Source organism: Pseudanabaena sp. PCC 9330 (assembly GCF_055795045.1).
In genome coordinates, this window is the sequence record NZ_JAYFES010000047.1 from 29,964 (window position 1) to 44,146 (window position 14,183).

Annotated in this window: 4 protein-coding genes; all 4 read right to left on the reverse strand. The window is 52.0% G+C overall.

What is annotated here, in order from left to right; translation table 11 throughout:
• Positions 1-11: 11 nt before the first annotated feature.
• The 4 genes from AC0QKW_RS01490 to AC0QKW_RS01505 all read right to left on the reverse strand — a co-directional run bounded on the left by AC0QKW_RS01490 (position 12) and on the right by AC0QKW_RS01505 (position 14,146).
• The gene (locus tag AC0QKW_RS01490) at positions 12-4,094 is read right to left on the reverse strand and encodes an Eco57I restriction-modification methylase domain-containing protein (RefSeq protein ID WP_473149293.1); all 4,083 of its coding nucleotides are present in this window, start codon (positions 4,092-4,094) and stop codon (positions 12-14) included.
• A gap of 68 nt (positions 4,095-4,162) precedes the next feature.
• Positions 4,163-8,233 carry an Eco57I restriction-modification methylase domain-containing protein gene (locus AC0QKW_RS01495; RefSeq protein WP_473149294.1) on the reverse strand — a complete coding sequence of 1,357 codons (4,071 nt, stop codon included), beginning with the start codon at positions 8,231-8,233 and terminating at the stop codon, positions 4,163-4,165.
• Positions 8,234-8,520: 287 nt separating this feature from the next.
• On the reverse strand, positions 8,521-11,394 hold the full coding sequence (locus AC0QKW_RS01500; protein WP_473149295.1) for a helicase-related protein: 2,874 nt from the start codon (positions 11,392-11,394) through the stop codon (positions 8,521-8,523).
• A gap of 46 nt (positions 11,395-11,440) precedes the next feature.
• Complete coding sequence (locus AC0QKW_RS01505) at positions 11,441-14,146, reverse strand: DEAD/DEAH box helicase (protein ID WP_473149296.1); 2,706 nt, start codon at positions 14,144-14,146, stop codon at positions 11,441-11,443.
• Between the last annotated feature and the right edge of the window lie 37 nt (positions 14,147-14,183).

The following is a 14,183-nucleotide window of genomic DNA, read 5'->3' on the forward strand; positions in this document are numbered from 1 at the left end:
GTATCTCCTTCCTATTCTTCATCTCTTGGTGGATGCGCTACGCGTGGGTCGGCGGGGGGTGGGTCGAGGAGGGTTTGGTAGGGTTGGCAGCTGGCTGTGGCCATGGCATCGTAGATTTGGAGGATGGTGTCTTTGGTCCGGTAGTGGCCGTGGGCTTTTTCGTCTTTGCGTTTGACTAGTGCAAAGGTATCCATGATGTAGTCAACGTCATCGCGCTGGATGCTGTAGAGGTGGAAGTAGGCGGCGTCGAGTTCACAGCGGAGCAGGAATCGGCGATCTTCATCCCATTTGAAGGGTGGACCTTCGTAGCCGCAGTCTTGGGCAAAGGGTTGGAGATCGCAGGCTGTATAGGTTAGCTCAAGGACTCGTTTGAAGATAAACTCTATTTGCTCATCCGAATATTTTTCTCTTGGGACGAAAGGCTGTTGTTTGACAATATAGAAGGTTAAATGATAGCCAACAAGTTTTTGACGAATAACATAATCAAATACATAAGAATTAAAATTTGCTAAAGCAATGCAAGCGAGATTTGAGTTAAATAGTGGAGACTCAATGATAGGTACTGGATGAGTAACTCCACTAAGAGGAACTACCGAAAAAATTGCTGTTCGAGAATCTGTATTTCTCGCTCTGTCACGAAAAGTGATAAACCATTTTTTCTGATTTAACTTTTGTGTTTCTTCAATAATTCTTTTTTTGTCTATCCAGTATCTTGGTTTTGGCAAATAATAAGGATTCTGATGCTGCGTTTCTGTGACCTCGTCCACATCATTTGAGTTATAACGATGATCGAAATGGAAAATCATCCAGTCCTCATAGACTGGCAGCCAATTTTTCTCTTCGTTCTCAAAAAACGTATTGCCTCTCAGTTCCCAGCTATTAGAAATTGCCTGTTCCTCGGTTATGAAGAATTTGCTTGAGCTACTGATATTGAAAAGTCCTTGTTTTAGGTTGACTTTCCAATCATTTTTTCGCCCTATAGCCTCATCTTCACTAACCAAAGCAGGAATGAGCTTGTAGACTTTAGTTGTTATCTCCGCATCTCTCCTGAAACGAAAAACAGGAACGGTGAGCGTATTTGGGTTGATACGCAAAATATCTTGTCCCTGAAGTTCAAAGGTCTTGTCTTGAATTTTAAAGTCACTTATATTTTCCGCAAAGAAGCATAGTTTTCCTACACCGTCAAAATTCTTGCCTAGTGTAAATAGGCAAAACTTGTAAGAGGAGTGGACATCTTTAAACCAGATTGAGCCATCAGAACGTCTATTCTGAAAGTCGATTAATGATACTAGGTGGTTGTTGCTTGCTAATCTCTTGAAGAATTTTCTGTACGTCCATTCTGTAGCTATACTGGTTGGAACAATGATGCCGACTCTTGCATTTATTTTCGTGGTAAACATGCTCAATTCTGAAAAAAGAGCATAAATATTTATTGTCCCAGTTGCTGTGTATGGAAAGTAGCCAGATTTCTTGATAAAAGACTTTACGCTTTCTAGAAAGTGTCTGTCCCAATTGTATTGTGAAAATATTTCTGGCTGCTTATCTTCTAATTTGTCGATTAGCTCTTGTCTTTGTGAGCTGTTCGAGGCATTCGTTATTTCTGGCACAAGTCCAGCGAAATACTCTTCGGTTTTAAATTCTAGCGAGTCCCATGGTGGATTCCCCAGAATCACATTAAATCCTCCATTCCAACCAGGGCCAAGGTTATCTTCTTCCTCTGATTCGCGGATCTCAACTCCTGCCTGCCCATTCTTCACCTGAAACACATCCGGAAACGCTAGATGCCAATGGAAAAACTGATACTGATCCCTCAGTCGCTCTACCTCATCCCGCATCCACCTATCTACACTGTGGGGGTTCCGCTCAATCCGCCGGAACACTTCTTCGGTGATCGGATAAGGAAACTCACTCGTCTTTTTCCACACAAACGCCGCACACCAGGCATCGGCCCAAAAGCAACTGTATAGATAGGGCGTAGACTGCACCATTGCCTCATACTGCTGCCGCTTGCGCTGCACCCCGGCATAGTCATCATCCGAAATGTTGTCCAACTGGGCCATGCTCGTCGCCAGATCGCCCAAGCGCTCCCAGGGTTGCAGGTCTGGCGTTAGCAGACTTAGTTGCCCCTTGCGCTCTTCCTTATTTTGCTTTCTGTACTTAGTACAATAGGCGCTGTCATCCCCCTCAATGGGCTTAAACGCCTCGTCGGGAATGCCCTGACGCAGCAACGCCGGAGTCGCCCCCAACAGACTGTTGCCACACCGAATGTGGTGATCTAAAAACGACAGCGGCTTCCCAGGCTCCAGCGCCTCCATCCACAGGGCCACCTTACACAGCTCCACCGCCATTGGGTTTACATCCACCCCATAGATGCAGCGGCCAATCACATCCCGCAGCGCCGTCTGGGTGGCCTCTGGGGCCGGTTCTTCATCGCCCGTGCGCACAAACGCCAATCGCTTTGCCAGTCGGTGGGCGGCGGCGATCAAGAAATGACCACTACCGCAAGCGGGGTCGCAGATTTTGAGATTGAGCAGGGCGGTTTCTGCATCCAGGTCGTCCGCTGCTACCGCTGAAGCGATCGCCTCATCCACTACCGGATCTAACGCCGAATCGAGCAGGCATTGCACCAGACTTTCAGGAGTGTAGTAACTGCCGGTAGTCTTACGTTCATTGCCGCTGGCCGTTTTGAGGATAAAGGTGCCAGTGCTAATGTTTAGCTCGGGGTGTAGCTCTAGCAGAGACTCGTAAACACTGCCCAACTCCTCCGATTGCAGGTTCTTGTAGTCCACCGGACGGGGGCCATGCTTATCCGTAAGGAAAGCCAGATTACGGATGGCACTGAGGAGATCGGTATTGGCAATCTGGCAGGACTCATCCCCCAGCAAATCGGCAACCGCTTCGGTAGACCACAGAAAACTACCCAGAGCGGGTAGTGCCAGGGCTAGACAACCCTGATCGCTGCCCAGCTTTTCCATTACTAGGCGCAGGCCATGGAACAGGTCGCTGTGACGAGTGCCTCGGCGCTTTTCCGCCAGGGTGCGCAAGCGAGCGGTGGAGTAGTAGAGGATATAGCGATCCTTCGCGGCGGGTTCTGCATGGGGGTCGAGCAGTAGTTCCCGGTCTTCGGCCACAAACAGAAACAGAAGCCGATAGACTAGCCGCAGCAGTTGGCGGTAATAGTCTTGGGTGACCAGCTCGCCAGCCTGGAGCTTTTGCCGCAGACTACGGTTGGCCGGATGGGTCAAGAAGCCCTGGCCTAATGCTTCGATGGCTTCCTCTACACCCTGACGCAAATCTGCCAGAGCCCTCTTGCCCTGGTCGTTAGCGGTTTTCGACCACTTTTCTAACCAACAGTCTTGGGGAGTCGAGAGTCGGGAATCGGGAGTCGAAGAAGCACCCGAGTCCTGGTTCTCGGCTATCGATTCTTGCTGTTTCACTTCCACCCGCGACTGGTGACATAGCAGCCACAACAGCACAAAGTCGGCGTAGACCTCCCCGGCCATCATCGCTTCCAGGTCAAACTCCACATAGGCCTGCCGGGTGAGGCTAGCGTTATCGCGCAAAATTCGCAGCTGTCGCCCGTTGGAGACAAAGGCCCACAGGTGATTATCTGAGCGGTTCAAAAACTCTTGTACCAAGCTGTGAGGGCTGCTACGAGACGCTCCGGCTACACCAGCGGTGCGCTTGTCTAGATCTACCCGGTACCCCACCAGATGAATCGGTGTGTTTTGCCAGAGATGGGAGATGGGGTAAGCCTTGCCCTCAATTTCAACTGCGCGGGTGGTGGTCAGCCGTCCATAGCCCAACTCCTGGAAGAGGGGCAGCAGGATGCGATCGCGCGTCACCTTCATAGCCAAATCGGTAGCGGGCAGCGTTTCTAGCACCCCCTGAAAGCTGGCCCAGGCTCCGCGCAGTCGGCTCCAGGAGCGGTTGATGGCCTCATTCAGCTTTTCCCCTTCCAGCAGGTGGTAGGCGGCTGGGGTTAGCCCTTTGAGATCCTTATCGTTATCTACAATCCGCTGAAGCAGGTCGGTGGGGAGAATAGCCCCCTCAGAACGAACGGTGGTAAAGATATTTTTAGCTCGAACTTTCATAGCAGAGGAGGAGGTGCAGGAGCGGAGAGTCAGTGGTGGTAGAGCCAGGATGGTTAAAGGGAGAGCCCTTACCCTAGCCCTCTCCCGCCGGGAGAGGGGACAAAACTTCCGGTTGGTGGGTCATCGCTGTGGTAGGGAACACCTGCTTGAATAGCTGTTGCTAGCTGGTCATAGATCTGCAAAATCCGGTGCTTGGTCTGGAAGCTACCAAACCTTTGCTTGTCCTTCCGCTTCACGATAGGAAACCCTTCCAGCATGAAGTCCACATCGTCTCGCTGAATGCTGTAGAGATGGAAGAACGCCGCATCTAGCTCGGCCTGGAGCCACGAGCGGCGATCGGGATTCCAGGGGAAGGGAGCCTCCTCATAGCCGCAGTCCTTCGCAAAGCCCTGTAGATCCCAAGCGGTATAGGTCAGCTCTAGCACACGGGGCAAAATCCACTCCTCCAGGGTTAGAGCAGCATCCCAGGGACAGAGCTTTTGGTATGTGGAGGGCGGCAGAGTCGGCAGTTGGCGAATGATGTAGTCAGAGAGGTGATTGCCGGGGGTGCTTTGACGGCAGAAGAAATCGAAGCAGAAGCTGTTCCAGTTGGTGATCAGGCTGAGTAGAGTGCTGGGAGCTGTGTTTCGGTAGTCTTCTAAAAACACCACTCGAATGCTGCACAATACTGCTGTTTTGGGCAGCACGCAGGCAATCATGGTACGGGTGTTGGTGGCGCTGGTGACATCTTTGAACCCAATTAACCACTGGTAGGGATAGCCCTCGGGGATGCGCTGGGCTGTGTCTGAGGGAGATGCCCAGTAGCGCGACTGCGCCAGAAAATAGGGATCGGTGCGCTCCCGATCGGAAATGGGGATGCTGACCCCGGTGCGGAAGGTATTTTTGTCGGTGATACCAGCAGAGCCTTCTCGATGGTTGAAGCTGCTGATCATACGGGCTTCGTAGCAGCGGATGAGGCCAGTCTGGCTAGGTTCAATGGCCGTGGCGGGCTGGAGCAGGTGGATATCTGCGGTCTGGCTAAACAACCCTTGGGAAATGCGGAGCGGCCAGCGATCGCACTGAGGCCCAGACTGCCCCAGCACAGGGATAGTCTGGTAAATCTGCTTGGTGATGGCAAACTCCCGCTGCGATCGGAAAGTGGGGCAGGTTTTGGTGCCGGGATTGAGCAGGTTAATGTCGTCAAGGGTGAGGCGGATGTGGCGATCGGGGTCGGACAGGTCTTCGACCCGGTGAGCGAAGAAGACAAAGTCTGCCTGCTCTACCGGCTGTTGTTTGCCTGAGAGCGTCATCAGAGCAAACCGCATGCGCGAGTCTACAGCAGGGAAGAAGAGCTTTTCGCGGTTCTCGAAGTCGTAGTAGCTGACCAGGGCCTTTGATGCCATCAGGTCTTGAAAGAAGTATTTGGTGGTATCGGCGGTGGCCATGCTGGAGGGCACGATACAGCCGAGCCGTCCGCTGGGCCGGAGCAGCAGGCGATTGATTTCGGCAAAAACGGCAAAGGTATTTAGGTCGCCCCGACCGCAGAGGGGGTACGTGCCCGAATGGTGGATGAAGTGGCTTTCCCCATCGGACTGACGGCAACGATCCATAAACTGGACATACAGATAGGGATCTTCGGTTTTGAGGGTCTGAATTTTTCGCTTGCGCTCTGTTGTATTGACCGCATTGGAAATATCGGGGCGATGGGCCGCAAACCATTCCCGTTCTTGAACTTTGATGCGCTCCCAGGGGGTATTGCCTAGCACGACATCAAAGCCCCCAGACCATCCCGCTTGTTCGTTTTCAACGGACTCGGCCTGCTTGGGCACCCGAAAGATATGGGCAAAGGCAACATGCCAATGGAAGAAGTGATACTGGGCCTGCAAGGCTTCAACTTCCCCCCATAGCCAGTCGGCGGCATTGTAGGGATTCTGTTTAAGCTTGCGGAACACTTCTTCAGTGATGGCATAGTCGAACCCTGGCGTTTTGCGCCAGACAAAAGCGGCACACCAGCTATCGGCCCGAAATCGGCTAAAGCGGTATTCGGTGGAAGCAAGAAGTTCCTGATATTGCCGTTGCTTGAGCTGCACCTGGGCGATGGTCTCATCGGGGATGTTATCTAGCTCAGTCATCTGGGCGGCGAGCTCTTCGAGCTGCTGCCAAGGCTGCTGGTCGGAGGCGTAAACGACCATATCTTCTAGCCATCCCCACGGTCGCGTGGATGGATCGACCAAGGTGAGCTGGCCCTGCTCTCGCTCTTGCTTGTTGTGACGCTTGAGAGCCTGGCAAAGGGCCTTCTCATCCCCTCGGATAGGCTTAAAGGCATCATCGGGAATGCCCCTGGCCATGAGGGATGGGGTTGCCCCAATGAGAGAATTACCCCACTGGATGTGGTGCTCTAAAAATGGCAGCGGTTTTCCCGGCTCCATGGCCTCCATCCACAGCGCCACCTTACACAGCTCCACCGCCATGCGGTTGACATCTACCCCATAGATGCAGCGGCTGATCACCTGGCGCAGGGCAGTGCAAATGGCATCGAGGCCGGGTTCTTCTTCGCCGGTACGAATCGTGGCCAACCGCTTCGCCATCCGCTGGGCCGCTGCTGCTAAAAAATGGCCGCTGCCACAGGCGGTGTCGCAAATTTTGAGGTTGAGAATGGCGGTCTCTGGATCTGGCTGCCGAGCGGCTTGCGCTAAGACCGGGTCTAGGGTGGTTTGGAGCAGGGTTTGAACCAGGCTTTCTGGAGTGTAGTAGCAGCCAGTGGTCTTGCGACTATTGCCTTCAGCGGTTTTGAGCTGGAAGGTTCCGGCATCGATATTGAGCTGGGGATGCAGCTCCAGCAACGATTCATAGATGCTGCCCAGCTCGCGAGACTGGAGGTTTTTGTAGTCTACCGGGCGTCTGCCGTTGCGATCGCAAATGAACGCCAGTACCCGAACGGTTTCCAGCAGCGCAGAGTTGGCGAGTTCGCAGCTATCCAGCGCAGGCGTGGCCTCCTCTGACCACAGGAAGCTTCCTAAAGCCGGAAGGCCTAATGCTGAACAGCCATCACGACCCAGGTACTTCATGACAACTTGAAGCCCCTGATAGAGGTCATGATGGCGCGTGCCGCGATGACGATCGGCTAGGGAACGCAGGCGATTTAGCGAGTAATAGCGCTGATATCGTTCTTTAGCTTCTGGTGAAGCGGCAGGATCTAGCAACACATCGCGATCTTCAACCACAAACAAGAACAGCAAACGATAAACCAGCCGCCTGAGCTGGTGGTTGTATTCCTGAGCCGAAAGTACTCCGGTCTGGAGCAAGCGGCGCAGTTCTTGATTGGCAGGGTGGGAGAGAAACCCCTGACCCAGAGTAGAGATAGCGACTTCAACCCCCTTGCGGAGCTGCTCTAGCGCCCGTGTGCCTTGGGAGTCGGCAACCTGTGACCATTTTTCTAGCCAACAGTCTTGGGGAGTCGAGAGTCGAGAGTCGAGAATCGGGGGATGCTCCGACTCCCTGACCTCCACTCTCGATTGATGACAGAGCAGCCACAGCAACACGAAATCAGCATAGACTTCCCCGGCCATCATGGCTTCTAGGTCAAATTCGACATAGGCTTGCCGGGTTAAGCTGGCGTTGTCTCTAAGAATACGGAGTTTGTGCCCATTTGATATAAAGGCCCAGAGGTGTTGGCTAGAACGGTTCAGAAGTTCTTGAACTAGGCTGTGGGGGCTGCTTTTGGTGGCACCGGCAATGCTCGCTATCCGCTGGTCTAGGTCTACCCGGTAGCCCACTAAATGAATGGGAGTATGGTGCCAACCGTGGGAGATAGCGTAGCGTTTTTCGTCAATCTCAATGGCTTGAGCGGATGGCAGGCGACCATAGCCCAGCTCTTGAAACAGCGGCAGCAAGAACTTCTCGCGGGTGAGACGGGTGGCGGCATCGGTTGTAGGTAGCTGGGCCAGAGCCTGTTGGAAGTTGACCCAGGTGCCCCGCAGTCGGCTCCAAGAGCGGTTAATGGCTTCGTTAATGCGCTCTCCTTCCAGCAGGTGAAAGGATTGAGCATCTAAACCATCCAGGGCCTTGTCTCCACTGACAATCCGCTGCAGCAGGTCGCTGGGGAGAATTGCGCCTTCTGAACGAACGGTGGTGAAGATGTTCCTGGAGTTGCCTTTCATGCTTCCTCTGCAAGCGCCAACGCACGAGTCCGCAGCCTGCTAGACATCAAACAAGCACTATTACCGACGAGCGATTCAGGAGGAAGTTGATTGTTGATGGGGGATAACCTATAGCCTCTCATCTCTATTGAACTCAATCTGACAGAGATAGTCGAATTTTCGTTAACAAACAGAATCCAGAACCGACTATCTATCCCCCGATAACTGATGAAATATAGAGCTGACGACTCCCCACCCTTCAGGAAACAAGCAACGTCCTTTGGGAGAGGGGTGGGGGGTGGAGGGCATTAAGCCCGTGGTACCGGCAAAAACATGTAGATGCCCAGAATATCTGGGGGAAGCTGGGGCTCTACCCGGTACCGGATCCCTCGCAATTTTGACGCGCTCCGCACCCGGCGGTGGGCCTCCAGTAGATCATTCCCTCGCTGCTGGGCAACGGCCTCAAGATGGGGGCTGAGGCTGTCAAATTGGTCAATGACTTTTTGCAGGAAGCCGGTGGCTTGGTCGGCGGTGATGTTGGCATCGGGTGTTGCCTCCAGCAGTGCCTCTGCTTGCTCTGGCTCTAACCACTCTGCTTTATCGGGAGAGCCGGTGAACGCCAAGACCTGGCAATCTTCTGCTAAAAGCGGATTTTCTTCATCCCCCTGCTTGGCAATGATATGGAAACGAAACCGCGTTAGCAGCAGGGTTGTGCGCCGCTCTACCTTTTCAGTCCGAATGACTCCACAGCGGCGGGCAACACTATCGGTGATGGCATCCAAAGCGGTATCCATAACGTGGGTGGCCAGCCCTTCCACAATGGGGTGGGTGCGGTTGAGGTAGAGTTGGCCATCTTGCACCGGCAGCTCAAATCGGGCCTGGAAAACTTTGCGATCACCGATCGCATCTTTTAGGGCCTGAGGTGTCTCTGATAGGTCGAAAGAGTAAGAAATTGGGAGGGAGGAGGGGGGAGACGAAGAAGGAGAGCGAGAAGAGGCGTAGGGAGTACTGACAACGCCACCAAAACTGCTGACGGCTCCTTTGACAAAATCGGCGACATCCACGCTGGAGCCAATGGCTGAGCGAATGGCCTGGAGTTCTTGCATTACCTCTTCGACCTTGATGGTTTCCTGGGCAAACATAGTGCGCGATCGCTTCTCTCGCTCGGAGGCAGCTTCCCACTGGCTGAAGAATTGGTCTTTCTGAGGTTTGAAGGCATCCTCATCAAACAGGGAGAGCTGGTCGGAGGCGCTAGCCGTTTGCCCTCTTAGCAGCAGCCCCTCAAAAATGGCTTCCACCAGTTGATCGGTATCCACGGGCACGGGCACCGAGATGCCCAAAGAACTGCGGATAGAGCGGTGCTTGCGAATCAGAACATTCAGAACAATGCCGTCAATCTGGTTGTCGGTGCCGTAGTAGGTCAGCACCCGCACTTTATCTTGGGGTTGGCCGTAGCGGTCTACTCGACCTTCGCGCTGCTCGTGGCGGGTGGGGTTCCACGACAGGTCGTAGTGAATGACGGCGTTGAAGTGGGCTTGCAGGTTGATGCCCTCGCTCAGGCAATCGGTACAGACCAGCACTCGCTGAGGCGACTGGGATAACTGCTCCACCCGTTCTTCTCGCTCAGCCGGGGGTAGGGTGCCAGTAACGGCGACCACTTCAACCCCACGCAAGCTATTTCTTAGCTCTTCTGCCACATACTCAGCGGTGGGGATAAATCGGCAGAAGATGATAGGCTGAAACCCCTCTTTGAGGAAGTCTTTGACCAGGGCGATAATTTTTTGGAGCTTGGTGTCTTTCTTACCCTTCAACCCCTCTGCTTCGCGAGCCATGCGCAGTATGCGATCGCGGTGGCGTTGGACATCGGTGGTGAGTTCGCCGATATCGCTGCCAGGAACCACATCCAGCCCTTCTTTGGCGTCATCATCCATCAGATCCATCACCGCCCGGCGACCGATTTCATCGGCTTCTTCTGGGGTTTGGGTGTCGAGGGTGTCGGCTCGGTTGCGCAGGGTGGTAGCGGCAGCGGCGGGGCTAGAGGCAAGCGATCGCAGCAGCCCCAGGGCTGACCACCAACGCACCCGCTGTCGGTGACGGTTGCCGCCATCGGGATCTTGAACCGTTTCGCGGGCGTAGTTCAGAATCCGGTCAAATAGCTTTTTGTACTCAGGGGATAGCGCATAGGTATCCTCTGCCTCTAGGCGGGTGGGAAAGGGGGTATCGGCATCCAGGTAGGTGCGAATGTCGCCCCGGCGGCGCTGGACAAAGTAGGTTGCCACTTGGCGGCGAATAGCTTCGTTGTCTTTACCTCCCAACTCTTCGGGGAGGTTGGCAAAGTCTGGGTTGAGCAGGGCGAGCAGCGACCGAAAGGCGGCTTCCTTGCCGCTGTGGGGGGTAGCCGTAACCAAAATCAGGTGGCGGTTAGGGGCATCAGCTAGGCCTTTGATCAGCTGGTGGCGCTGGTGCTTGCCGCTTCGCCCCTCCCCGGCAAAGGCGCAGGTGTGGGCCTCATCGACAATCACTAGCTCGGGGCAGGTACGGAGAAATTCATCGCGCCGATGCTCTGATTTGATGAAATCGGTGGAGACGATGACATAGGGGTAGAGGTCGAAGAGAGACTGGCCCAGGCGGCAGCTGCGCTCTAGGCGAGTGGCGGTGCTGGGCAGCACCAATTCGGCATCGATATGGAATTTGCTCTGAAGCTCTGACTGCCACTGTTCGGCTAGGTGGGGTGGGCAGAGAATAGCGAGGCGATCAACTTCGCCGCGATCAATCAGTTCTTTGGCGACGAGGGCGGCTTCGACGGTTTTGCCGATACCCACGTCGTCGGCAATGAGCAGGCGCACGGGCTCTAGCTTGAGGGCCATGAGCAGAGGCACGAGCTGGTAGGGGCGGGGCTCGACGGCCAGCTTGGCAAAGGAGCGGAATGGGCCAGCACTAGAGCGAAAGCCGAGGCGCACGGCATCTCGTAGCATACGGCAGGAGCGATAGTCGCCGAGCTGGCTAGGGTCGGGTAGCTCAAATTGGGCGGGCTCGACGGACTCTAGGGGGAGAAAGATGCCGGTGACTTCGTCTTCGGTGCCGCCGAGGGGGCGCAGGATGAGCATCTCCTCGGTGGATTCGGGGAGGACGACCCACTCGCGATCGCGTGCTTTAACGAGAGAACCAACGGCAAAAGTCATGTCTTAAATTAATTTCCTAAAATTAACTGATACTATCAGCCGCTTTTCACTGAGAATTCTGCTTGGGATAGAGTAATACACTAGCCAAAATCCTGGGATACTGGAAAGGTAGCTCCAGCGAATCCAGGTAACTATCAAGACGATTTTTGGCCTCCTCTAACAAGCTCAAAACTTTACCTATTTCGACCTCTGGCCTTGTTAAGTTAGGCGATCGATCAACCTGACTAATATTACTGTTCAAGAGTATTAGCAACTCCCAATCTTTCAAAATATCTTTTTCCGATCCTGTAAATTTTACCCCTACTACAACCTGTCGCACATTTGTTTGCACAGTTGTTACTCGGTCTACAATTTGGAAAATGACTACAGGATGCTCAAGTTCAGCCACTTGTGCAACACAGCTATCCAGTTCTGAGGCTTGCTTCAACGCCTGATTCATTAGACAATGACCTACACCGAGGAGATTATTGATCTTCTTTTTGTCTCGGCAAGCACGATCAAAATGCAGATGCTCATAGCGCTTACGGATTGCTGGTTCCGTCAGCCAAGATTCTGGGGTGATAAATGACAGACCATCCTCATTCCGAGAAATCCGCCGCTTATTAAGCAGAAGTGTTGCTTCAAAGAAAGGACGCAAATCTGGTAAGTCTACCTGTGGCAACAAAGAAGAAACTCTCTGAAAGTCGAATTTCTCACAACTTCCCATGAGTTCTTTAACCGTTGCTACAGCATCTTGGCCACCAAACGTTGCGGTTTTAGAGTCAAACCATCGACTTAAGTTTTCTTCGTTTTGGTCAGCTTCGCTAAAAATTTCTCGAAACATTTTTGGTGAAGTCATCCCAAGTACCAATTGAAGTAAGTCTTCAGGTTCTTCCATGACCTGGTCAAGAGACTGCATAATATTCTCAATCTTGCTATTAAGCTTATCCCAAATTCGCGTTTCTACAGTATCAGGATTACGCAGATTAATAACCTCAACTTTCTGCGTCTGCCCATAGCGATTAAGCCGCCCTACTCGCTGATGTAAACGCATAGGATTCCAGGGCAAATCAACGTGAATAAGGGAATAACATGTCTCTTGAAGATCAATTCCCTCACCACCGGCTTCGGTCGAAACTAGAAATCTAACTTCTCCAGAGTTAAATTTTTCGGCAGCACGCTCCCTCTTCTCAAAATAGGTACGAAGCCTTCCAGTACTTTCAATCACCTCATCAGCTCGACCATCACCATTGATAAAGGTAACGCAGTCATTGCCAAAACGAGCGATGAGAGCAGACATGAGTAAAGATTGAGTAGCTTTATACTCCGTAAAGAATAGAACTTGTCGGCCTGAGAATCTTGTTTCTAATATCTCAACTATTTTTCCAATTTTTGTTTCAAATTTGACGAGCTCAGCAGCCTCGATAAGCTCTTGTAATCTTGGCTTCTCATCTTCCATGAGATATACTTTTAGGCTAAGATCAAATATTTTTTCCTCCAGCAGGCTCAGTTCGTCACTGTCAGCTTTCTCGTCATCATCTAGTAATTTTAATTTTTCAAGCGTATCTTTTCTGCTTTTAGCGTCTTCTAGTTCCTCTCGGTAATTAATAATTTTATTTAATCGCTTTTTGAGGGCAGATCGAATAGCAGCAACTGAGCTGGAAGCTAGCTTCTGCATACAGATTAAGATCAACATTACAGCTCTTTGATTTGTCTGACTGAGACCTGAGGCATAAGCTTTACCAGTCAAGATAAATTCTGTGAGTTTAAAATAGAAATCTTCTTCTTCTAAAGAGTAGCTATAAGTCTCCGAAAAAACATTAGGAGGATAAAATAGCTTTTTCCCTTCCATATCAGTCACAAGCTGTTTATTGTTCCGAATCATCGCTAAATGCAAAGAACGCATCTGCTTCTGAAGATCGTCCGATGACTCTACTGCTTCTGCTGGATCAAAAAGATCATTACGGAGTAACTTTAGAAGTGCAAAAAACTGATAATGCTTTCCCCTATGGGGAGTGCCAGTAAAGAAGACAGCAGATTTAATTTTTTGATGGTCATACATTAGGCGATTCATCAAGCTGTAGCCTAAGGTTTGACCAGTCTGCTCATCGGCATTCAGGTGGTGGGCCTCATCTACAACTACCAAATCCCAAGGTTCTGCGTTAAACATGCGCTGATGTCGGTTACCACTGTCTTTGCGCAGAGTTGGTAAAGAGGCAATCACCTGTAAGTGGGTATTCCAGAAATCACTTCTAGGTGTATCCGCCTCGGTGGTGTAGCGCGCCATGCGGATATCAAACATATTGCGCAGTCGTTCCTGCCACTGTTCAACGAGACCAGCAGGGCATAATACCAGGATGCGCCTAACGGCATCCTTGCTAAGTAAGGCAGATATAATTAGACCAGCTTCAATGGTCTTGCCTAAGCCAACATCATCAGCAATTAGCCATCGAGTAGGCAGTTCTTGTACGACTTTGCGACAGACCCAAAGTTGGTGTGGTAGTAGGACTATGCGGGCAAGGGAAAAGACTCCCCACATATCGTTAATAGAACGAATTGCAAGAGCTTGGGTACGAGCAATAACCTCTAGAGGATCGTGCCATTCTGGAGCAAGAATAGCTTCCTGAAGAGATTGTAGTCGCGTTAGTTCTGATTTAAGACATTCTTCAATACCATGTTCAAACCGGACAACCACTGTGGCATCTTCGTCTACTCGGACTTCACCACTACCAAATCTAGGATGGTTGACGCGATCTCCGCGTTTATACTCCATTTTAGTTTCCTATATATCTAGATTGAATTTTGACTGG

Bases quoted from the DNA above. Each gene is read 5' to 3' on its own strand.
- AC0QKW_RS01490 (WP_473149293.1), bottom strand. From the start codon at position 4,094: ATGAAAGTTCGAGCTAAAAATATCTTTACCACCGTTCGTTCTGAGGGG.
- AC0QKW_RS01495 (WP_473149294.1), bottom strand. From the start codon at position 8,233: ATGAAAGGCAACTCCAGGAACATCTTCACCACCGTTCGTTCAGAAGGC.
- AC0QKW_RS01500 (WP_473149295.1), bottom strand. From the start codon at position 11,394: ATGACTTTTGCCGTTGGTTCTCTCGTTAAAGCACGCGATCGCGAGTGG.
- AC0QKW_RS01505 (WP_473149296.1), bottom strand. From the start codon at position 14,146: ATGGAGTATAAACGCGGAGATCGCGTCAACCATCCTAGATTTGGTAGT.